The sequence below is a fragment of the Streptomyces celluloflavus genome (genome assembly GCA_000720995.1).
GTDB lineage: Bacteria > Actinomycetota > Actinomycetes > Streptomycetales > Streptomycetaceae > Streptomyces > Streptomyces celluloflavus.
On the sequence record JOEL01000029.1, the window covers coordinates 40339 to 60321 of the forward strand.

At 72.3% G+C, this 19983-nt stretch carries 18 protein-coding genes; 8 read left to right on the forward strand and 10 right to left on the reverse strand.

The window, feature by feature from the left end; genetic code table 11:
* Window positions 1–18: 18 nt before the first annotated feature.
* Together IH09_RS23730 and IH09_RS23735 are read right to left on the reverse strand one after the other, a co-directional pair.
* Window positions 19–435 carry a hypothetical protein gene (locus tag IH09_RS23730; protein WP_094794094.1) on the reverse strand — a complete coding sequence of 139 codons (417 nt, stop codon included), beginning with the start codon at window positions 433–435 and terminating at the stop codon, window positions 19–21.
* Window positions 435–1577: a molybdopterin-dependent oxidoreductase gene (locus IH09_RS23735; RefSeq protein WP_397844775.1), complete on the reverse strand. Its 1143-nt coding sequence runs from the start codon at window positions 1575–1577 to the stop codon at window positions 435–437. Before IH09_RS23735 ends, IH09_RS23730 begins: the two co-directional genes overlap by 1 nt.
* A gap of 115 nt (window positions 1578–1692) precedes the next feature.
* Between IH09_RS23735 and IH09_RS23740 the strand changes: the two genes are divergently transcribed.
* Window positions 1693–3141 (forward strand): glycosyltransferase 87 family protein, encoded by a 1449-nt coding sequence (locus tag IH09_RS23740; RefSeq protein WP_052859494.1) that lies wholly within the window; start codon window positions 1693–1695, stop codon window positions 3139–3141.
* Window positions 3142–3355: 214 nt separating this feature from the next.
* Here the strand turns inward: IH09_RS23740 and IH09_RS23745 are convergent, their stop codons facing one another.
* Entirely contained in the window at window positions 3356–3877 is a 522-nt protein-coding gene (locus IH09_RS23745; RefSeq protein WP_052859495.1) for a hypothetical protein, read from the reverse strand.
* Window positions 3874–5139 (reverse strand): molybdopterin-dependent oxidoreductase, encoded by a 1266-nt coding sequence (locus IH09_RS23750; RefSeq protein ID WP_052859496.1) that lies wholly within the window; start codon window positions 5137–5139, stop codon window positions 3874–3876. Before IH09_RS23750 ends, IH09_RS23745 begins: the two co-directional genes overlap by 4 nt.
* A 764-nt stretch (window positions 5140–5903) precedes the next feature.
* Between IH09_RS23750 and IH09_RS23755 the strand changes: the two genes are divergently transcribed.
* From IH09_RS23755 to IH09_RS23770, 4 genes are read left to right on the forward strand one after another with little or no spacing between them, the layout of a single operon-like run.
* Window positions 5904–6677: a DeoR/GlpR family DNA-binding transcription regulator gene (locus IH09_RS23755; protein ID WP_052859497.1), complete on the forward strand. Its 774-nt coding sequence runs from the start codon at window positions 5904–5906 to the stop codon at window positions 6675–6677.
* Entirely contained in the window at window positions 6674–7621 is a 948-nt protein-coding gene (pfkB, locus tag IH09_RS23760) for a 1-phosphofructokinase (RefSeq protein ID WP_052859498.1), read from the forward strand. Before IH09_RS23755 ends, pfkB begins: the two co-directional genes overlap by 4 nt.
* Window positions 7618–7890 carry a hypothetical protein gene (locus IH09_RS23765; protein WP_052859499.1) on the forward strand — a complete coding sequence of 91 codons (273 nt, stop codon included), beginning with the start codon at window positions 7618–7620 and terminating at the stop codon, window positions 7888–7890. Before pfkB ends, IH09_RS23765 begins: the two co-directional genes overlap by 4 nt.
* Window positions 7883–9955, forward strand: a complete 2073-nt coding sequence (locus tag IH09_RS23770) for a PTS fructose transporter subunit IIABC (protein ID WP_052859500.1) — start codon at window positions 7883–7885, stop codon at window positions 9953–9955. Before IH09_RS23765 ends, IH09_RS23770 begins: the two co-directional genes overlap by 8 nt.
* Before the next feature lie 189 nt (window positions 9956–10144).
* Here IH09_RS23770 and cutA read toward each other — a convergent pair whose 3' ends face one another.
* Both cutA and IH09_RS23780 read right to left on the reverse strand, forming a co-directional pair.
* Window positions 10145–10471, reverse strand: coding sequence for a divalent-cation tolerance protein CutA (cutA, locus tag IH09_RS23775; protein WP_052859501.1), 327 nt, complete (start codon window positions 10469–10471; stop codon window positions 10145–10147).
* 146 nt (window positions 10472–10617) lie between these two features.
* Window positions 10618–11169, reverse strand: coding sequence for a hypothetical protein (locus IH09_RS23780; protein ID WP_052859502.1), 552 nt, complete (start codon window positions 11167–11169; stop codon window positions 10618–10620).
* A gap of 338 nt (window positions 11170–11507) precedes the next feature.
* Between IH09_RS23780 and IH09_RS23785 the strand changes: the two genes are divergently transcribed.
* Complete coding sequence (locus tag IH09_RS23785; protein ID WP_052859503.1) at window positions 11508–12374, forward strand: NAD(P)-dependent oxidoreductase; 867 nt, start codon at window positions 11508–11510, stop codon at window positions 12372–12374.
* A gap of 63 nt (window positions 12375–12437) precedes the next feature.
* Here the strand turns inward: IH09_RS23785 and IH09_RS23790 are convergent, their stop codons facing one another.
* On the reverse strand, window positions 12438–13193 hold the full coding sequence (locus IH09_RS23790; RefSeq protein ID WP_052859504.1) for a TetR/AcrR family transcriptional regulator: 756 nt from the start codon (window positions 13191–13193) through the stop codon (window positions 12438–12440).
* Between the two features lie 231 nt (window positions 13194–13424).
* Here IH09_RS23790 and IH09_RS23795 point away from each other — a divergent pair, with 231 nt between their 5' ends.
* Window positions 13425–15023, forward strand: coding sequence for a DHA2 family efflux MFS transporter permease subunit (locus tag IH09_RS23795; RefSeq protein ID WP_110952537.1), 1599 nt, complete (start codon window positions 13425–13427; stop codon window positions 15021–15023).
* 80 nt (window positions 15024–15103) lie between these two features.
* Here the strand turns inward: IH09_RS23795 and IH09_RS23800 are convergent, their stop codons facing one another.
* The 3 genes from IH09_RS23800 to IH09_RS23810 form a co-directional block, all read right to left on the reverse strand.
* Window positions 15104–16282: an acyltransferase family protein gene (locus IH09_RS23800; RefSeq protein WP_052859505.1), complete on the reverse strand. Its 1179-nt coding sequence runs from the start codon at window positions 16280–16282 to the stop codon at window positions 15104–15106.
* A gap of 283 nt (window positions 16283–16565) precedes the next feature.
* Window positions 16566–17897, reverse strand: a complete 1332-nt coding sequence (locus tag IH09_RS23805; RefSeq protein WP_110952538.1) for a L,D-transpeptidase — start codon at window positions 17895–17897, stop codon at window positions 16566–16568.
* Window positions 17898–17980: 83 nt separating this feature from the next.
* Window positions 17981–19135, reverse strand: a complete 1155-nt coding sequence (locus IH09_RS23810; RefSeq protein WP_052859523.1) for a CaiB/BaiF CoA transferase family protein — start codon at window positions 19133–19135, stop codon at window positions 17981–17983.
* Between the two features lie 375 nt (window positions 19136–19510).
* Here IH09_RS23810 and IH09_RS23815 point away from each other — a divergent pair, with 375 nt between their 5' ends.
* On the forward strand, window positions 19511–19771 hold the full coding sequence (locus tag IH09_RS23815; protein WP_052859506.1) for a hypothetical protein: 261 nt from the start codon (window positions 19511–19513) through the stop codon (window positions 19769–19771).
* The last annotated feature ends 212 nt before the right edge of the window (window positions 19772–19983 follow it).

The following is a 19983-nucleotide window of genomic DNA, read 5'->3' on the forward strand; positions in this document are numbered from 1 at the left end:
CGTCAGCCCCCTCGTGCGTCACCTCCGGTCCGGCCGCCTCCGGGCCGCCCGCCGCACGCACGCGCGCACTCCGGCGTACCCGGCCCAGATCACGGTGACGGCCGCCATCGCCACCAGCCAGTTCCGCGGGTAGTCCAGCGGCAGCACCGTCGCGTTGGCCACGCCCCCGGGGCGCAGCAGCGGCGGCAGAGCGATCACCGTCAGCGAGCCCGCGACGATCAGCGCGGCGCGCGCAACGCCGCGCAGGCGCACACCCGCCGCCGCGGCGAGTGCGGCGATCGCGATCACGAGCGGTGCGAGCAGCCCGTCGTGTACGAGGACCCCACTCGCGAGCCACAGGACGACCCGCCACGGCTCGGGTTGCGCCACCAGCAGGGAGCCCCCGAAGGCCATCAGGGCGATCCCGCAGCCGCCCACCACGTACCGGTGTGTCATCACGAGACCTCCAGTCGGCCGACCCATTTGGTCTGGAGCACTCCGGGCCGGTTCGGGGCGATGATCCGCGCCGGGTAGCCGTGGTCCAGGGACAGCACCTCGCCGTTCAGGCCCAACGCCAGGAGGGTGAGCGGGTCCTGGGCGTAGAGGCGGCCCATGTCCATCACCCGGTACGCGCCCGCCGCCTCCAGTGACACCACCCGGCACCGTGCGTCCGGGCCGCCGCCCGCCCGGTCGAGCAGGTCGCGCACCCGCACCCCCGTCCACCGGGCGGACTTGCTCCAGCCCTCCACACACGCGAGCGGCAGGGTCACCTCGTACTGCGGCATCGCGCGCAGTTCGTCCAGCGTGAGGCTGTAGGGGCGGGGCCCGGCGACGGTCAGGCGCCAGCCGGTCAGCGACGCCTCGGTGACGCGTGCCGCGGCGGCCGTGCGGTTGACCGGCAGCCCCTGCGGTCCGTGGTCCGGGCTGCGCGGACCGAACAGGTCCAGCGGACCGAGTGCGGTAACGGACTGGCCGACGGTCGTCAGCGTGGCGGCGCCCGCCCCCGCCACGACGGCCGCCAGCAGTCGGCGGCGGTCCGGCCCGTCGGCTGCGGGAAGGGCGAGGGTGCCGGGTGAGCGGCGGGTGAAGTGGTCGCGGATCCGGGGCCATTGAACGGCGATGTGGAGCAGCAGCGCTCCCAGCAGGAGCCAGGCGACGGCGTAGTGCACGGGCACGAACGAGAACGGCCAGGGGTACCACTGGAAGGTGTTCAGCAGCCCGGTGAACAGCTCGAAGATCCCGGCGGCGACGAGTACCGCCACCGAGAGGCGTTCCAGGGCGTGCCGCACCGACCGGACCGGCGGCCACGTGAAGAGCCGTGGGTAGACCGCCCACAGCTTGGCCGGCAGCAGCGGGATCGCGGCGATGCCCGAGGCCACGTGCAGTCCCTGGGTGAGCCGGTAGCCCCAGTACGGGCGGCTCGGCAGCCGGTCGGCGAGCCAGGCGGGCGGGTGCTGGAGGCAGTGGCTGAGTACGCCGGTCGCGAAGCAGACGGCGATGGCGAGCCCGAGCAGGCGGCCGAGCACGGTCGCGGTACGGGCATCGTGCAGACGCCCCGTGAAGGTGATCGGCGGTCCGGAAGGCGGAGTGATGCGCATGAAGCCCATGACACCCCCGGCGAGGCCCGCACGGGTGGCCGGAACACCTTACGAAACAGGGACGTGCCGGGGCGGCCGGCCTCACTTCCACCACCGTTCCTGGAACGCTGCACACGTGAACCCGCGCACCGCCCTCACCGCCACGGTCCTCGCCGCCCTCACCGCCGTCCTCGTGCTCACCGTCCGGTACGACGGCTACTTCACCGATCCCGCCGGGCTGTTCTGCTGGTACGCGGTGTGCTGGGTGCTGTTCGCCTGCGCTCTGCTCGCGCTGCGCCGGGTCCCGGCCGCCCATGTCGTGCCCCTGCTCGTGGCGGGGGCCGTCGCCGTGACGGTGACCGGGCTGGTCGCGCCGCCCCGGACCAGCACGGACTCGTACCGGTACGCCTGGGACGGCCGCGTGCAGTCGGCCGGCGTCTCCCCGTACGACCATGCTCCGCAGGACCCGGAACTGGTCCGGCTGCGCGACCCGTGGCTCTTTCCGACGGGCGCGGCCTGCACCGGTCCGGACCGTGCCCGCGTTCCCCATGCCGGGCCGGCACCGCACTGCACGCGCCTCAACCGGCCTTCCGTGCACACCATCTACCCGCCCGTCGCCGAGGCGTACTTCCTCACCGTCGACAAGCTCTCCCCGGAGGGAGCGCGGCACAAGCCGCTCCAGGTCGGCGCCGCCCTGATCTCTCTGGGTGCGACCGGTGCGGTGCTGCTGATCCTGCGCCGCCGGGGCACGGACCTGCGCCGGGCCGCGTACTGGGCGTGGTGCCCCGCCGTACCGATCGAGGCGGTGAACAACGCGCATGTGGACGTCCTCGGTGCGCTGCTGACCGTGGTCGGCCTCGGACTCGTCGCCGCCCTTCCGGACCGCCGGACGGCCGGCGGACTGGTCCTCGGCGCCGCCATCGCCACCAAACTCATGCCCGCCGTCGTCATGCCGGGTGCGCTGTCCGGAGTCCGCCGCGTCCGCGACGGGGCCGCCGTGCTGCTGCCCGCCGCCGCGTTCACCGCGTTCGCCTACCTGCCGTACGTCCTCCTCTCGCACGGCTCCGTCTTCGGCTACCTCGGTGGATACGTGGAGGAGGAAGGCTATGAGGACCCCTCCGCCGGACCCCGGTACGCGCTGCTCCGGCTGGTCCTCCCCGACAGCTGGGCACCACCGGTGCTCCTCGTCGTCATGGCGGGCGTGTCTCTGTACGTGATGCGGCGCGGCAGCCCGCACCGCCCGTGGAGCGGCGCCCTCCTGGTCACCGGCTGGGCGTTCGCCCTCCTCACGCCCGGCTACTCCTGGTACGCCCTTCTCCTGGTGGCCCTCGTGGCACTGGACGGACGCTGGGAATGGCTGGGCTTCGCCCTCGCGGGCCCGGCCGTCTACGTCCTCGGCCGGGCGTTCGACAACCGGGGGGTGACGGCCGCGATCGCGTACGGTCTCGCGGCTCTCCTCGTCCTCGCGGCCGCCGCGGAGCGCCGGCGTCGCGGAACCGGTACGCGTCGGCCCGAGGACTTCTCGGTCGGGGCATCAGGGCCCGGGACGCCCCCCTCGGCCCCGGTTGCGGGCCGCCCGGCGTAGTGCCGTGTGGGAGAGGACACCGGCCGGCGCTCACCCGATCGCCGTGGTGCGGGCGTCTTCGGCACCGTGGGCCAGGGCGCCGTCGAGTTCGCCGCTGCGGCGTGCGGCGAGTTGGGGCCCGCCGTGCGGGAGCGCGGGTAACGGCCCTCTCCTCGCAGGGGCACCGGCATCGTCGGCGCCCTTTCCACGGAGGGCGGACCATCGGCGAGCGCCGTCATTTCGTGGCGCCACGTGCCCGCCGCCGGCCTCGTGCCGCACGCCGTCGAGGCCCCGATTCATGCCATCTGCGGGCGAGCAGGATCGCTGCCGACGCGACGAAGAGGGCCGCCGTGATCAGCAGCCAGTGCCCCAGGAAGCGGTCGGCCGGGAGCCCCGTGGCCGCGGTGTAGTGGCCCACCTGGCGCAGGACCAGCGGCCACCAGACCAGCAGCAGAAGCCCCGAGACGAACAGCGGAACACGGACGTGGTTGACGCCCGGCCTCGGCGGCGCCTGCCCCACACCGCCTTCTCGCCGCCCGAACAGGCGCTGTGCGGCCCTGTCGGTCACCGCGTACAAGGGGAGCAGCACGAGGTCGTGGAGGAGTGCCGCGCCGACGAACCACAGGGCCACGCCCAGGGTGTCTCCGTCGAGCAGTCGCACGCCGGCGTAGGCGGCGAGGGCGAAGGAGGCGAGTACCAGGAGCAGGTGGAGCGGGGAGGCTCCGTAGCGGCGGCGGAAGCCGGTCGTCTTGCTCATACCGGCTCTCCGAAGGTGACGCGGGTGACCCATTTGGTGTTGTGGACGCCGGGAGCTCCGGGGACGATCACGCGGGCGGGGTAGCCGTGGTCGTACGAGAGGACCGCCCCGTTGACGCGCAGGGCCAGGAGTGAGCGATGGTCGCGTACCTGGTTGTCCCTCAGGACGGCGGAGCTGAACGCCCCTCCCCGCTGTACCGATTCCACCAGGGCGTGCGGGATGTCCGCGCCCAGTCCGACCAGTGCGGCCAAGTCGGTGAGCCGTACGCCGCTCCACAGCTGGTCGGGGGTCGACCAGCCTTCCACGCACGCGATGGGCAGGGCCGCCTCGCGCTGCCGCATGGCGAGCAGCTGATCCCTGGTGAGGACTACGCGGCGGCCCGCGCCCCGTACGGTCAGCCGCCAGGCGGGGCCGATGTCGCCGGGCCGGATCCCGACGGATGCCGCGGTCTTGTTGATCTGGAAGCCGTTGGGTCCTGAGCCGGGTTCCCGGCCGTGCGGGGCGAGCAGCGCGGTCCGGCGCCACCAGCCGCCCACGCTCTGTCCGGCCGTCACCGCGAAGAGCGCGAAGGCCCCCAGTCCGACCATGCCCAGGGCGCCCCGGCGTGAGATGGTCGGGGGCGCCGGCCGCGGCGAGACCAGTCCGGCCGCCTCCTCCGTACCGGCCTCCGGCTGCGCGCTTCCGTACCTCACCGCACGGAGGGCCCGCGGCAGCCGGAAAACCACGTGCACGACGAAGGCGCCGATGAACACCCATGCCCCGTAGAAGTGCAGGACGTAGAAGGAGCCGGGGAAGATGTAGTGCAATTGCACGTTGAGGATGCCGGTGGCGAACTCGAACCCGGCGCCGCCCACCAGCAGGAGCAGGGACAGGCGCTCGATGCCGTGGCCGGCCGACCGCACGGGCGGCCACGCGAACAGCTTGGGGATGACCGACCACAGCTTCGCCAACAGCACCGGCACGAGGACGACTCCCAGGACCACATGCACGCCCTGGTTCACCCGGTAGAGCCAGTACGGCGAGGTCGGCCAGGAGAACAGATAGAAGCCGAGCCACCCCTTGTCGGGCGTCTGGTCGTTGACCGGCGCCAGGTTTGGGTTGTACGCCGCGTACGACAGCAGACCCGTCACGAACAACAGCGTGACCCCGGCCAGCAGCACGAACCCGAGCACGGCCGTCAGCCACGGCCCCCGCAGCGGGCTGCGCCAGAACTCCGGACGCGCCGGTCCCCGCGGGGGCCCCGACGCCACGGCGGAATCCATGGCAGCCACCAAGCGCGTCAGAAAACCTGGCCGCTTCAAAGGCTCCGAGGGCGGCCGGGATGTGCGCCCGGACTGCTCCCGCTCGCCGTCGCCCGCCTCCATCGGGACACCTCCGCCCACTCGCCGACCGTCGGGGAAAACATCCCGCACCGGAGACCGGCCCGGGTCCGTGACACGCCCACCCGAGACCATCCGGCGGCCGGCACGCACGGCGCCGGACCACCGGACCCGCCATCACCGTTGCTCGGCTCACCGCCCCGGCGAGGCCGCGGAGAGCGAAACGCCCACCTGCACCGGGGATGCTTCGCCGCCGGGCTCTCCGGGGTGGTTCGGGTACCCAGTCGACAGCCTGGGCCCGCTGGGGATCCAGGGCCGTGTAGACCTCGTCCTTGATCTGTGCGGCCGGGACGGGCGCGATGAACTCCACTCCGGCCTGAAGTAGGGCGCTGATGTTGGAGTAGGACACCAGCTTGGATTCGGCGACCAGCAGAAGCGTGTTGGTGCCGGCCGTTGCGCCCCCCATGGCCGGTACGACCGCCGCCATGCCCGCCACGCCCGCTCGGCCCGGCGCGCTTGCCCCCGTGCCGTACGCCTCGCGGCTCCCCCCGCACATACCCGTCGCAGCACCCCACTGTGGCCCCCACCCATGGCCTTCGATGTCCGTTTGAGTCCGCCCATCGCCCATTTGTGTTTACTTTCCGGAAATCTGGGCGTAGCTTGGTCGTGAAACCACAGGTTCGGGCATGGAACGGACACAAACGCTGATGTACGCACCGGAGCGCCAACAGGAGATCCTGCGGCTCGCCCGTGAAAGCGGGCGGGTGGACGTGCTGTCCCTCGCGGAGGAGTTCCAGGTCACCGCCGAGACCGTACGGCGCGATCTGAAGGCCCTGGACCGCGCCGGTCTGGTGCGCCGGGTGCACGGCGGCGCCATCCCGGCCGGCCGCCTCGACTTCGAGCCGGACCTCGCCGAGCGGGACGCCGTCGCCGCCGACGAGAAGCAGCGCATCGCGCGCGCCGCGCTCGCCGAGCTGCCCGGCGGCGGCAGCGGCCCCGGCAGCGTGATCCTGGACGCCGGTACGACCGCCGCCCGGCTCGCCGCCGAGCTCCCGCTGGAGGCCGAGCTGACCGTCGTCACGCACGCTCTGCCGGTCGCCGCGCGGCTGGCCGACCACCCCGGGCTCACCCTGCACCTCGTCGGCGGCCGGATCCGGCACCGTACCCGCGCCGCCGTCGACGACTGGGCGCTGCGCGCCTACCGCGAGATCAACGCCGATGTGCTGTTCCTCGCCACCAACGGCTTCTCCCTCGAAGGCGGCCTGACCACCCCCGACCTCGCGGAGGCCGCGGTCAAGCGGGCGCTGATCGCCGCCGCCCGCCGGGTCGTCCTCCTCGCCGACTCCGCCAAGTTCGGGCAGCAGCACTTCGCCCGCTTCGGCGGACTGCCGGACGTGGACCTGCTCATCACCGACACCGGGCTGAGCCCCGACGACGCCCTCGCCATCGAGCGCGCGGGCACGGAAGTAGTGCGCGCATGATCCTCACCGTCACCCCCAACCCCAGCCTGGACCGTACGTACGAGATCCCGGCGCTGGACCGCGGGGCCGTACTCCGGGCCACCGCCGACCGGATCGACCCGGGCGGCAAGGGCGTCAACGTCTCGCGGGCCCTCGCCGCGGCCGGTCACCGCACCCTCGCGGTGCTGCCGCTGGGCGGCCCCGCGGGCGCCGCGCTGGCCGAGCTGCTGGGCGCCGCGGACATCGAGGTGGCGGGCGTGCCGGTGGCCGGCCAGACCCGCTCCAACATCGCGGTCGCCGAACCCGACGGCACCCTCACGAAGATCAACGCGACCGGGCCCGAACTGACCCCCGCCGAGTCGGAGGCGCTGCTGACGGCGGTCGGCGAGCGCTCGGTCGGTGCCGACTGGGTCGCCTGCTGCGGCAGCCTGCCGCGCGGACTGCCGCCCGAGTGGTACGCCGAGCTGGTCGCGCGGGCCCACCGGGCAGGCGCCCGGATCGCTCTGGACACCTCCGGCCCGTCGCTGACCGCGGCGCTGCGCGAACGCCCCGACGTCGTCAAGCCGAACGCCGAGGAGCTGGCGCAGGCCGTCGGCCGCCCGCTCGCCACCCTCGGCGACGCGGTCAAGGCCGCCGAGGAACTGCGCGCGGCGGGCGCCCGCGCCGTACTGGCCTCACTGGGCGCCGACGGGCAGCTGCTGGTCGACGACGACGGCGCGCACTTCGGCGGCGCCCCCGTCGCCGTCGTCCGCAGCAACGTCGGTGCGGGCGACGCCTCGCTGGCCGGTTTCCTCGCGGCCGGCGGCACGGGCGTACGGGCGCTGGCCGCCGCGGTCGCCCATGGCGCGGCCGCCGTCCAGCTGCCGGGCAGCCTGATGCCGACGCCGTCGGACCTGGTCCCGGCGGCGGTCACCACGACGGACAACGTCCCCCTCGGCCGTCCGCTGACGGAGCCGGTCCCATGATGCGGCCGGGCGGCGACGGTACGGGGATCGTCCCCTTCACTTCTGCCGTACGGCAGTTGGTCACCCACGTCATCCCCGCCACCCCGGCCCGACCGACGGCCACCCCGTCCGCGGCCGGGCACACCGTCCCGCACCCCTGGACCGACCCGCACCACCGGATCCACCGGGTCCACCCGACCCACCGGATCCACCCGAACCCCTGCCACCCCCTGTCCCATCCTCACCGCCCCCACGGCGGTACCGCGCGCAAGGGAGCCCGCGATGAGTGAGCTGATCACCGCGGAACTGGTCGACCTCGGCCTGTCCGCAGAAACCAAGGAAGCCGCCGCCCGGTCGTTGGCCGAGCGGATGGTGGCGGCCGGTCGCGTCACCGACCTGGAGGGCTTCCTCGCGGATGTGGCCGCGCGCGAGGCCCAGATGCCGACCGGCCTGGACGGGGGCATCGGCATCCCGCACTGCCGCAGCGCGCATGTCACGGAGCCGACGCTGGCCTTCGGGCGCAGCGCGTCCGGTATCGACTTCGGCGCGCCGGACGGCCCGGCCGACCTGATCTTCCTGATCGCGGCCCCCACGGGCGGCGACGCCGACCATCTGACGATCCTCGCGTCGCTCGCCCGCCACCTGATGGACGAGACGTTCACCGGCGCACTGCGCTCGGCGACCGAACCGGCGCGGGCCGCGGCCCTGATCCGCGGCGACGAGCCGGCGGCGGAGGCGGCAGCGGACGAGGGCGCGAAGCCGGAAGCGGACGGGACGCCGGAGGCCGAGGCCGAGGCGAAGCCCGAGACCCCGGCTCCTACTCCGTCCCCGGAGTCGTCCGCCCCGTCCACCGAGCCGACGACCGCCGAACGCCCCTTCCGTATCGTCGCCGTCACCTCCTGCCCCACCGGCATCGCGCACACCTACATGGCCGCCGAGTCGCTGGAGAAGGCGGGCAAGGCCGCGGGCATCGAGCTGCACGTCGAGACGCAGGGCTCGGCCGGGTTCAAGCGGCTGGACCCGCAGCTCGTCGCGGACGCGGACGGCGTGATCTTCGCGCATGACGTCGAGGTGCGGGACAAGGACCGGTTCGCCGGCAAGCCGACCGTCGACGTCGGGGTGAAGGCGGGTATCAACCGCGCCGCCGAACTGATCACCGAGGTACGGGCGAAGGCCGCACGCGGTGACGCGAGCGCCCCGGCGCGCACCGCTGCGCCGATGGACAAGGGCAGCGACGAGGCCGACGGATTCGGCACCCGGCTGCGCAAGTGGCTGATGACCGGCGTCAGTTACATGGTGCCGTTCGTCGCGGCCGGCGGTCTGCTCATCGCCCTGGCCTTCGCGATCGGCGGCTACACGATCGACAAGGCGCCGTCCGTCGCCGAACACTTCGTCTGGACCGACTCGACGAGCTGGGCGGCCCTGCTCTTCCAGGTCGGCGGTGTCGCCTTCGGCTTCCTCGTCCCGATCCTGGCCGGCTTCATCGCGTACGGCATGGCCGACCGGCCCGGTCTGGTCCCGGGCTTCGTCGGCGGCGCCATCGCGCTCACCATCAACGCGGGCTTCCTCGGCGGCCTGATCGCCGGTCTGCTGGCGGGCGCGGTGGTGATGGCGATCCAACGGGTCACCATCCCGCCGGTGCTGCGCGGCATCATGCCGGTGGTGGTGATCCCGCTGATCTCCTCGGCGATCGTCGGCTTCCTGATGTTCCTGGTGATCGGCAAGCCGGTCGCCGCGCTCCAGAAGGCCCTGACCGACTGGCTCTCCGGCCTCTCCGGCGCCAACGCGATCATCCTCGGCGTGATCCTCGGCCTGATGATGTGCTTCGACCTCGGCGGCCCGCTCAACAAGGTCGCGTACGCCTTCGCGGTCGGCGGCCTCGCCAACCCCAACGAGGGCAGCCTGAAGGTGATGGCCGCGGTGATGGCGGCCGGTATGGTCCCGCCGCTGGCGATGGCGCTGGCCACGACCGTGCGCGGCAAGCTGTTCACCAAGACCGAGCGGGAGAACGGCAAGGCGGCCTGGGTCCTCGGCGCCTCCTTCATCACCGAGGGCGCGATCCCCTTCGCGGCCGCCGATCCGCTGCGGGTCATCCCGTCCGCGATGGCGGGCGGCGCGGTCACCGGCGCCCTCTCGATGGCCTTCGGCTGCACCCTGCGGGCCCCGCACGGCGGCATCTTCGTGGTCCCGCTGATCGGCCAGCCGCTGCTCTACCTGGTGGCCATCGCCGCCGGTACGTGCGTCACGACGGCCCTGGTGATCCTCCTCAAGGGCCTCCGCAAGTCTCCCGGCGCCCCGTCCACGGGCCCGGCCGAGACCCCGCCCGGCGAAACGAAGGTGACCGTCGCCGCCTGACGGCCGCCGGGACACCGGGCCGGCGACGGCAGACGGGGCGGGGCCGCCATCCGATACGGGTGGCGGCCCCGCCGCCGTGCGGACGCCGGAAGCGGCAGAAGCCCGGGTCCTCCCCAGGCCGCGCCCTCGCCGTCAGCCCGTGCCCGCGCCATCAGCCCGCGCCCTCGCCGCCAGTCCGCGCTCCCGCCGTCAGCCCATGGTCTCGGTACGCAGCCACGACAGATACGCGTCGCTGCCGGCCGTGATCGGCGTGGCGATGATCTCGGGGGTGTCGTAGGGGTGGACCGCCTCGATATGGCGGGCGAGTTCGGGGTACCGGGCGGCGGTGGTCTTGTAGAGGACGCGCCACTCGGCGTCGTTCTCGATCTTCCCCTGCCATCGGTACACGCTCCGGACCGGCCCATCGATCTGCGCGCAGGCCGCGAGCCGCTGCGCGACGGCGGTCGTGGCGAGGTGCTGAGCCGCTTCTTCGCTGCCGGCGGTGGTGAGTACGGTGAGGAATTCGGCGTCGGCCACGGTGCCCCTCTGGTCGGCTCGGTCGTGCGGCCGACCGTACCGCAGGGCGAAGGGCGCGCCCCCTGGCGTCCGGCAGGGCGAAGGGCGTGCCCCTGGCGTCCCGAGCGTGGCAGGGACGGGACAGGGGGAGGCCGTCGCGGCTCCCGCTACGCCCCCGGGGGCGCCGCCGCCTGCCGGCACATGGGGCACCGGTCCGTACCGTCCCATCCGTCCCACCCGAAGGCCGCGGGTGACAGGGACCGTCCCTCAAGCTCTTCGCGTACGGCGACCCGGTACGCCCAGACCGCGCCGATGTAGGGGTGGTAGGCGTCATGGAAGGCCGGGGACCTCAGGGAGGCGCCGGCCGCGACGGCGCGTTGCAGGGCGCGGAGCTGCTCGAACATCGCCTGCCCGGCGCCGGCGACATCGGCGGCCGCGTCGATGAACAGCCTTTCGCGCGCCTCGTATATCCCGGCGTCGCTCAGTGCCGCGCGGGTGACCGTCTCCAGGTCGGGTTCGGCGGCCGGGTCCTGGGCGATATGGCGTAACCGCGCGTGGCACGTTCCGGCGGCGGTGATGAACTCGATGTACGCCGCGCGTCTGCGGGTTCCGACACTGAGGTCGTCATCGTGGCGACGGCGCAGGAAGTCGGCCAGCATCGTGCCGGCGATGGCGATGGAACCACCGCTGACCGTCGCGACGAGTGTGCCCCAGTCCACGGTCTGCCCCCAGCGATCCCGACGTCGGAGCCTGGAATCTACGCGCAGCCGGTCGCGGAGAACAAGAGCTGGTCAGGGAGGTGCCCGAGGCATACGGCCGGGATCGGGAGGAGCGGCGGTGAGCTCCGCGGCGCGCCCGTGGCCGACCCACTCACCTTGAGGTAAGTACGCACAAAATAGTGGGTACTTGTCCGCATTCGCTCGCCCGTCAAGACTGGTGAGGCGACCGCGGCACAAGGGCCGTGAACCGAGAGCCGTGAACTGTGCTCCGAGGGCTGCGCGCTGGAGCGGTGGTCGCTTTCCCCTCACCCCTCCCTCTCTCTATGGAGTTTCTGTTCATGAAGAACGATGTGGCGGTCCTCGGGCTCGGCAGCATGGGCGCAGCGCTCGCGGACGCGCTGCTCGCGGCGGGGCACCGGGTGACGGTGTGGAACCGTACGGCCGCCAGGGCCGACGGGCTCGTCGAGCGGGGTGCGCACCGGGCGGACTCCGTGTCCGAGGCGGTGGCCGCCGCCGAACTGGTCATCGTCTGCATCCTGGACTACGCCGATGTCGGCACGCTGCTGGAGCAGCAGGCGGGCGAGGCGCTGGCGGGGCGCGTCGTCGTCAACGTCACCAATGGTTCGCCCGAGGACGGCCGTGCCATGGCGGCGCGGGTGGCGGCGCTCGGGGCCGAATACCTCGACGGCGGCATCATGGCGGTCCCGGCGCTCATCGGGCGGCCCGAGGCTTTCGTCCTCTACAGCGGCTCGACCAAGGCGTTCGAGGCGCACCGCGGCACGCTGGACTCCTTCGCCCGCAGCCACTACCTGGGGGAGGACCCCGGTCTGGCGCCGCTGAACGACCTCGCCCTGCTCAGCGGCATGTACGGCATGTTCGGCGGCTTCCTGCACGCGGCGGCGCTGGTGCGGTCGGCGGGCGGTTCCGTCGCGGAGTTCACCACGACGCTGCTGGTGCCGTGGCTGCACGCGATGTCCGGCGCCCTGCCCGCGATGGCGGCGCAGACCGACTCCGGCGAGTACGCCACCACCGGGTCCAACCTCGCCATGCAGGTCTCGCACGACGCCCTCGGCGAGGTGAGCCGGGACCAGGGCGTCAGCCCGGAACTGTGGGAGCCGATCCACTCCCTGATGACGCGCCGGGTGGCCGACGGCCACGGGGACGAGGACGTGGCGAGCGTGGTGGAACTGCTGCACCGACGCTGAGGCCGGTGCGGTGCGGTGCCGCGTCGCTGAGGCCGGTGCGCACCGTCGGTCGGGCGGGGGCCTTCAGATGCCCATGCGGGCGGCGATACCGTCCAGCACGCTGTCCAGACCGGTCTCGAAGCGCCACAGCGGGTCGTCCTTGTGGATTCCGTCGTGGAGGTAGCGGTGGTAGGTCGGGTAGCGGCCGGTGTCCATCAGGTAGCGCATCTGCGGGGCGAAGGCGGTCCGCAGGTCGTCGTTGGTGGTCCAGCCTTCTTCCTGCATCAGCAGGTAATGGGCGCACTCGGCCGAAACCGCCCCGTGTACATAGCAGTTGACGGTGCCCACGACGGCCATCATCGCGTCGATGTCCAGGCCGAGGCCGTCCAGGGACGACAGCGCACGCTCGGCCGCGGCGATCCGGTTGGGGGTCAGCGCGCGCAGCACCTGGGGTGAGGAGATCTGGATGAGCCAGGGGTGGCGCAGCACGATCTCGCGGTTTCGGAGGGCGCCGGTGCGCAGGACGTCGCGCCAGTTGTCGATGTCGTCGGCGGGCTTCAGGTCTGCGTAGACCGCGTCGGTCATCAGGTCCAGGAGGTCGCTCTTGCCGGAGACGTAGCGGTAGGCGGCCATCGGTGCGACGCCCAGCTCGGTGGCGAGCCGCCGCATGGTCACGGCGTCGATGCCCTCGGTGTCGGCGATCCGGATGCCGGCCGCGGCGATCTTCTGCGGGGTCAGCGTCGTACGCGGGGCCGGTGCGGGGCGCTCCAGCCGCTCCCAGAGGGAGACCGGTGCCGGGTCCGGGCCGGGGGCGGATGGCTGCGCTTTCTGCCTGGCCATGGGTCTCGATTCCTTCCCGCAGGGTGTGCGTACAACGTATCAGTGGTAGACGACGTACACGGCGGTGTGTACGTTGTATCCATTCGATACGGCGTACACACGGGCGGTGGGCGCACGCGGCCTCGCGGCATCCGATGACGTCCGACGACGCGCAATGGCGTGCGGTGACGTCGGACGACGCGCGATGACACGAGATGACGCGACGCCCGGACCGGGGAGAGGGAGGGCGCGGTGACGGCGCGGGACGGTACGGCGGCGAAGGCGACGGCCGACGGGGCGGGGGGGAGCGGGGCCGACGGGAGGGGTCCGGCCGGGGCGACCGGGGGAGCCCCGGCCGGGGCGGGGGCGCGGTACCTCGGGGTGTTCGGGCTGCTGCTCGGCATGTTCCTGGCGATGCTGGACGGCACGGTCGTGGGCACGGCACTGCCCACGATCGTGGGGGATCTCGGCGGGCTCGACCAGTTGTCGTGGGTGGTGACGGCCTATCTGCTCACCACCGCCGCGGCGACCCCGGTCTGGGGGAAGCTGGGAGATCTGTACGGCCGCAAGGGCGTCTTCATGACGTCGATCGCGATCTTCCTGGCCGGGTCGATGCTGTGCGGACTCGCGCAGGACATGGGGCAGTTGATCGGCTTCCGCGCCCTCCAGGGGCTGGGTGCGGGAGGGCTGATGGTCGGCGCGCTGTCGATCATCGGGGTGCTGGTGCCGCCGCGCGAGAGCGGCCGGATGCAGTCGATGATCGGGGCTCTGATGCCGGTCGCGTTCGTCGGCGGGCCGCTGCTGGGCGGTTTCCTGACGGACCAGCTGAGCTGGCGCTGGACCTTCTATGTGAACGTGCCCGTCGGCGTGGTCGCGCTGCTGATCGTCGCGATGGCGATCCGGCTGGACCGCACCGAGCGGAGCCCGGCACGGATCGACTACCTCGGCGCGCTGCTGCTCACCGCCGCCATCCTGGCGCTGACCCTGCTGGCCAGTTGGGGCGGCGGCCGGTACGGCTGGACCTCGCCGCAGATCCTCGGCCTGGCGGCGGTGAGCGCCGTCGCGCTGGCCTGGTTCGTACGGGTCGAACGGCGGGCCGCCGAACCGGTCATCCCGCCCCGGCTGTTCCGCAGCCGCAACTTCACCGTCGCGCAGATCCTGAGCTTCCTGGTCGGTGCGGTGATGGTGGGGGCGACCAGCTACCTGCCGCAGTACCTCCAGTTCGTGCGCGGCCGGTCGTCGACGGAGAGCGGAATGCTGCTGTTGCCGCTGATGTTCGGGATGCTCGTGGTGCAGCTCGCCACCGGCCGGCTGATCAGCCGCAACGGCCGCTACCGCGTCTATCCGATCCTCGGCGGCGCGGTGCTGACCGTCGGGGCGCTCCTCCTGCTGCCGCTCGGGACGGACACCGGTACGGCCGTCGCCTCCGCGCTCACCGTGGTGGCCGGGGCGGGCATCGGCCTCGTCCTCCAGAGCACCATGATCATCACGATGAACGGCGCCGAGCCGCGCGATATGGGCGCCGCCAGCGGCACCGTCACTCTGCTGCGGACCCTCGGCGGCTCGCTCGGCGTCGCCCTGCTGGGCGCCGTCTTCACCGGCCGGCTGCACGGCGAACTGACCGACCGCCTCGGCGCGGAGGCCGCCCGACGGCTGGCGTCGGGCGGTGCGCAACTGACGCCGCAAGCGCTGCACGCACTGGCCGCGCCGCTGCGGGACGCCTACCGGGCGGCGGTCACCAGCGGCCTGCACGGCGTCCTGGCCGGCGCCGCCGCGTTGGCCGCCGTGGGCTTCGTGGTCGCCTGGTTCATCCGGGAGGACCCGCTGCGCGGCGGTCCGGACAGCGGCTGACGCCGACTGGCTGCCGTCCGTCCGTACGCCGTCCGCCCGTACGTCGTCCCGGCGGCGTCAGCCGGTACGCGGCCCGTTGGTCAGGCCGATTCGTAGGTGCGGGCGGGCGACGGCGCCCGGCCGTCTTCCGCCGCGGGGGGCGCGCTGGGCGGGGGTGGTGCGGCGGGCCGGGCGTGCCTGCGGCGTGGTGCGACGTGGCGGCGGACGTCGTCGATGCCTCGCCGCATGGTGTCGCGGAGCCACTTGCCGAGGGGCCGTTCGACGATCCGGTGGATGAGCCAGGCGGTGAGCAGCATGAGCGCGGTCACCGAGGCCACCAGGACCGGGGCGGGGAGCCTGTTCCGGAAGTGGTGGATGAGGGTCATGCCGATGTTCAGGTGGATGAGGTAGAGCGGGTAGGTGAGCGCTCCCGCGGTGGTGAGCCACTTCCACCGGATCCGGTCGCAGGCGCCGAGCGCGATGGCGCCGACGAGGGCGAAGGCGGTGATGATGACGGTGCGGGCGGGCCAGGTGGGCAGGGCCTCCGCAGCGGCCTTGCCGACGCTGGTGGCCAGGCGGTAGGGGATGTAGCGCTGGGCGAGCAGCAGTTGCAGGATCACGATCGCCCACAGGACCGCGTTCGGCCGGTGGCGGCGCATCAGGTAGAAGGCGATGCCCGCGATGAAGAACGGCGCGTACTGCGGCATCGCGAACGCGGTGAGCAGCGGGGTCTTCAGGACCGGCGCGAGGGCGGCGGCCGCGGTCCACACCCCGCACAGGATCAGGCAGTTGCGGTAGGTGACGCCGAACAGCACGACCACCGCCACGATCAGGTAGAACTTCAGCTCCACGAAGAGCGTCCAGTGCACCGGATCGACATTGGGAGTGTTGTTGCCGCCCTGCAGCATGGTCAGGTTGGTGATCACCGCGTTCCAGCCGCGGATGGACGTGACCTCCGGCCACGTCTTCACCACCGCCACGGTGAGCAGGATGCCGGCCCAGTAGGCGGGGAACAGGCGGGAGACGCGGGAGACGGCGAACTCGCCTAACGTGCGGCCCCACACGCTCATACAGATGACGAAGCCGCTGATCAGGAAGAAAACCTCCACCCCGAGCCACCCGTACTGGGCCGCTCTGTGGGCGGTGGGGAAAATCGTGTCCGTCGCATGGCCCCATGGCCGGGCGAGGGCGACGTAGTGGTAGAAGACCACCATCAGTGCGGCCAGCAGCCGCAGTCCGTCGAGTGCGGCAAGCCTGTTCCCCGAGCGGCGCTCGGCCATAACGCATCCCCCCAGGCGCCCTGGTCAGGAGCGCTCCACGTCGGAAGAGCCTCACAAGGCGTCAAAACCCGTGAGTAAGTAGTGTGTTATTCATACTTTCTTGGGCAAGTGAGTGACTTGCCACGGGTGTGTGGTGATGCTCACAGCCGGCAGCGTGAGCGGAATCCGGCGTTTCGGTCCGCACCGCCCCGGGTGAACTGCGTTCGGTCTGCCAGGTGTGGCAAATAAAAGGTGGCCGACCCCCTCGGGACCGGCCACCACATCCGTGCTCAGGGCGCGTCGGTCAGGACGCGCTGCCCGCCTTCCACTCCGCCCAGGACAGGTTCCAGCCGTTCAGGCCGTTGTCCGGCTTGACCGTCTTGTCGGGCGAGTTCTTCACGATGACGACGTCGCCGACCAGCGAGTTGTCGAAGAACCACTTGCCGGGGGTGTCACCGCCGCCGCCCTTGGCGTCCCGCAGGCCGACGCAGCCGTGGCTGGTGCCGGCGCGGCCGAAGATCGACGAGTCGCCCCAGTAGTTGCCGTGGATGAACGTGCCGGAGGACGACAGGCGCATGGCGTGCGGGACGTCCTTGATGTCGTACTCGCCGCCGAAACCGACCGTTGAGCCGTCCATCCGGGTCTGGGTGAACTTCTCCGAGATCACCATCTGGCCGTTGTAGGTGGGGTGATCGGCGCTGCCGCCGGAGATCGGGATGGACTTGAGGGTCTTGCCGTCCCGCTGGATCGTCATGGTCTGGGTGTTCATGTCGACCGTGGAGACCTGGGAGCGCCCGATGGTGAAGGAGACCGTCTTGGACTGCACACCGGTGATGCCGCTGCCGCCCTTCACACCGTCCAGGTCGATCTTCATGGTGACCTTGGAGCCGGCCTTCCAGTAGTTCTCCGGACGGAAGTCCAGGCGCTGGTCGCCGAACCAGTGGCCGACGACCTCCTGGCCGCCGCTGGACGACACCGTGATGTGGGACTGGACGTCCTTCTTGTTCGTGATCCGCTTGTCGAAGTTGAAGGACACCGGCATGCCGACGCCGACGGTCTTGCCGCCGTCGGGGGTGTAGCTGCCGATGAAGCTGTTGGCGTTGGAGACCGTGGTGAACGTGGAGTTCTCGGTCGCCGAACGGCCCTTGTCGTCCTTGGCGTTCGCCACCAGCTTGTACTTGGTGCCGCGCTCCAGCTGGGCCTTGGGCTTCCAGGAGGAGCCGTCGGGCGATATGGCACCGGCCACGTCGGCGCCCGAGTCGGCCACGGTGAGCTTCACATCCGTCAGCTTGCCGCCGGTGACCTGCACCCCGGTGTCGTTGATGCTGGCGTCGGTGCCGCCGTTCTTGGCCGAGACCTTGATCTTGGCGTCGGAGGCGTCCTTGGCGGCCGCCGCGTCCGCACCCGCCTGGCCGTTCTTCCCGTCGTCGTGGCCGCCCGCCTCGGCGCTGCCGCCGCACGCCGACAGGGTCAGCGCGCCCGCCGCGAGCAGCGCCGTCGCGGCCATGGTGCGACGCAGCCGGCGGGAGCGGCGGGGGGCGCCCGGCTCCTGCTGCCCGTGCGGCTGGAGGAGCTGGTGCGGGGTGCGGGACCGAGCGGGCGCGGAGGTGTCCGGCGATGTCACGAGCTGCTCCATATACAAGGGTGTGGTGATTCCGTGCTGGTAAACAGCACCTACTGGCTGGTTTGGTTGCGAATGGCACTACCTTGTGGCCAAGGTCACATTAGCGGGGGCAGTGGTTGGTCGGACGGTCCGGACAGCCAGGTTCGCAGCGGCGTGCCGTGCTCGTCCAGGCGGGGTGGGGCGAAAGGTTGCGTGACCGGTGTCCCGGACAGTCGCAGCGGACTGCGGACTTGGGGAATCCGGCCGTCTCCGATGGTAGCGACCGGGTCGAGCCCGAGTCGCGCCGCCAACTCCAGTGCCTCGGAGAGGGTGTTGACCGGCCCGCACGGCACGGACACGGCGCCGAGGCGAGCTGTCCATCCTTGCGGTGTATCGGCCGCCAAGCACTCTTCGAGCGCTTTGACAAGATCTGTTCGATTTTGTACGCGGTCCTGATTGCGGCGGAACCGGGTGTCCTCGGCGAGTCCGGGCGCACCCAGCACCTCGGTGAGCGCCCGGAACTGACGGTCATTCCCGACCGCCACCGCGAGCAGCCCGCCCCGGCAGGCCAGCGTCTCGTACGGGGCGATGCTCGGGTGCCGGTTGCCCATCGGCCCCGGATCGCGCCCGGTGGCCAGGTGGCCGGACGCCTGGTTGACGAGCGAGCCGAGGAGGGACGAGAGCAGGTTGACCTCGACCGACTGGCCCACACCGGTCCGGTCGCGGTGGCGCAGGGCCGCGAGGATGCCGGTGACGGCGTCCTTGGCGGTCAGTACGTCCACCAGGGCGACGCCCGCCTTCAGGGGCGTACCGCCGGGCTCGCCGGTGATGCTCATCAGCCCGCCGACGGCCTGCACCACGAAGTCGTAGCCCGGCAGCCGGGCGCCCTCGCCGGAGCCGAAGCCGGTGATCGTGCAGTGGATCAGACCGGGGTGGGCGGCGCGGGTGGCGGCGGGGTCCAGACCGTACTTGGCGAGCGCCCCGGGGCGGAAGTTCTCGATCAGGATGTCCGCCCGGCGGGCCAGTTCGCGGGCGGCCGCCGCATCGTCCGGATCGCCGAGATCCAGGGCCAGGCCGCGTTTGGAGCGGTTGGCGGCGTCGAAGTAGGCGGCGGTGCCGTCCGCCGCGAACGGCGGGCCCCAGGCGCGGGTGTCGTCGCCGGTCCCGGGCCGCTCCACCTTGATCACCTCGGCACCGAGGTCGGCGAGCGTCGCGGCGGCCAGCGGCCCGGCCAGCACCCGGCTGAAGTCGGCGACGAGGACGCCGTCCAGCGCGCGGGCGGGGGCCGGGGTCCGCTCCGGGCCGGCGGACGGCTCCGGCGGGAGCGGCTGAGGCTGCGGCACGTGCGTACTCCTCACGTCGCGTACGGTGTGCCGTCATCGTCGGGGGGCGCCCCCGCCGCCGGAAGCCTCCGGGGTGTCCAAGGGGGCGGGCCGGAATCTGCCGCGGCGGAGGGGTGCGCGGGGCGGGCGGGGGAAGGCGGCGAGGGGCCGCGGGCCGCGGTGCCGGGGCATGGCGGGAAAGTGGCGAAATGTCTTAGGAATTAGGTAACTTGGGGACTTAGGTCCCAAGATCCCCTGTCGGAAGTCCCGCACCGTGGTGTCTACTGGGACGCACCCCACGCCTCGCCCGTCCTGGAGGACCGCATGCCCACCGCCGTCTCGATTCTCCAGCAGATCGGCCTCGCCGTGCTGTTCGCCGCGACGGTCGTCTGGGTCATCGGACTGCTCAAGCTGACCCGGCACGAAGGGTTCGAGGCGGCGCCCCGGCAGGGGCAGCGGCAGCTGCTCGACGGAGTGCCGCGGCAGACGGGGCCGCTCGGCCCGCCGGCCGAGAGCGTGGAGCTGAGCGCCGCCGAGCGCGAGGCGTTCGAGGGCCTCGTACGGCAGCTGACGAGCAGGTACTGAGACCGCCGGGCCACGGGCGAGGGGCCGTACGCGAGGGTCGTACGCGATGCGCCGCCGGTCCGCCGGACGGGGACGGTCGTGCGGAGCCCGGTTCACCGTGGGACCGGCTTCCCGTCCCCCTGAAAGCAGCCTCTGAACGTCGCCCCCGGACCGTGCTTTCCGTATCGCGTACGGCCCTTGAGGGCCCCCGGCGGGAGTGGTTCACTTCCCCG

Bases quoted from the DNA above. Each gene is read 5' to 3' on its own strand.
- IH09_RS23805 (WP_110952538.1), bottom strand. From the start codon at position 17,897: ATGGAGCAGCTCGTGACATCGCCGGACACCTCCGCGCCCGCTCGGTCC.
- IH09_RS23815 (WP_052859506.1), top strand. From the start codon at position 19,511: ATGCCCACCGCCGTCTCGATTCTCCAGCAGATCGGCCTCGCCGTGCTG.
- IH09_RS23755 (WP_052859497.1), top strand. From the start codon at position 5,904: ATGTACGCACCGGAGCGCCAACAGGAGATCCTGCGGCTCGCCCGTGAA.
- IH09_RS23750 (WP_052859496.1), bottom strand. From the start codon at position 5,139: ATGGATTCCGCCGTGGCGTCGGGGCCCCCGCGGGGACCGGCGCGTCCG.
- IH09_RS23765 (WP_052859499.1), top strand. From the start codon at position 7,618: ATGATGCGGCCGGGCGGCGACGGTACGGGGATCGTCCCCTTCACTTCT.
- IH09_RS23790 (WP_052859504.1), bottom strand. From the start codon at position 13,193: ATGGCCAGGCAGAAAGCGCAGCCATCCGCCCCCGGCCCGGACCCGGCA.
- IH09_RS23785 (WP_052859503.1), top strand. From the start codon at position 11,508: ATGAAGAACGATGTGGCGGTCCTCGGGCTCGGCAGCATGGGCGCAGCG.
- IH09_RS23735 (WP_397844775.1), bottom strand. From the start codon at position 1,577: ATGCGCATCACTCCGCCTTCCGGACCGCCGATCACCTTCACGGGGCGT.
- IH09_RS23745 (WP_052859495.1), bottom strand. From the start codon at position 3,877: ATGAGCAAGACGACCGGCTTCCGCCGCCGCTACGGAGCCTCCCCGCTC.
- IH09_RS23730 (WP_094794094.1), bottom strand. From the start codon at position 435: ATGACACACCGGTACGTGGTGGGCGGCTGCGGGATCGCCCTGATGGCC.
- pfkB (WP_052859498.1), top strand. From the start codon at position 6,674: ATGATCCTCACCGTCACCCCCAACCCCAGCCTGGACCGTACGTACGAG.
- IH09_RS23770 (WP_052859500.1), top strand. From the start codon at position 7,883: ATGAGTGAGCTGATCACCGCGGAACTGGTCGACCTCGGCCTGTCCGCA.
- IH09_RS23800 (WP_052859505.1), bottom strand. From the start codon at position 16,282: ATGGCCGAGCGCCGCTCGGGGAACAGGCTTGCCGCACTCGACGGACTG.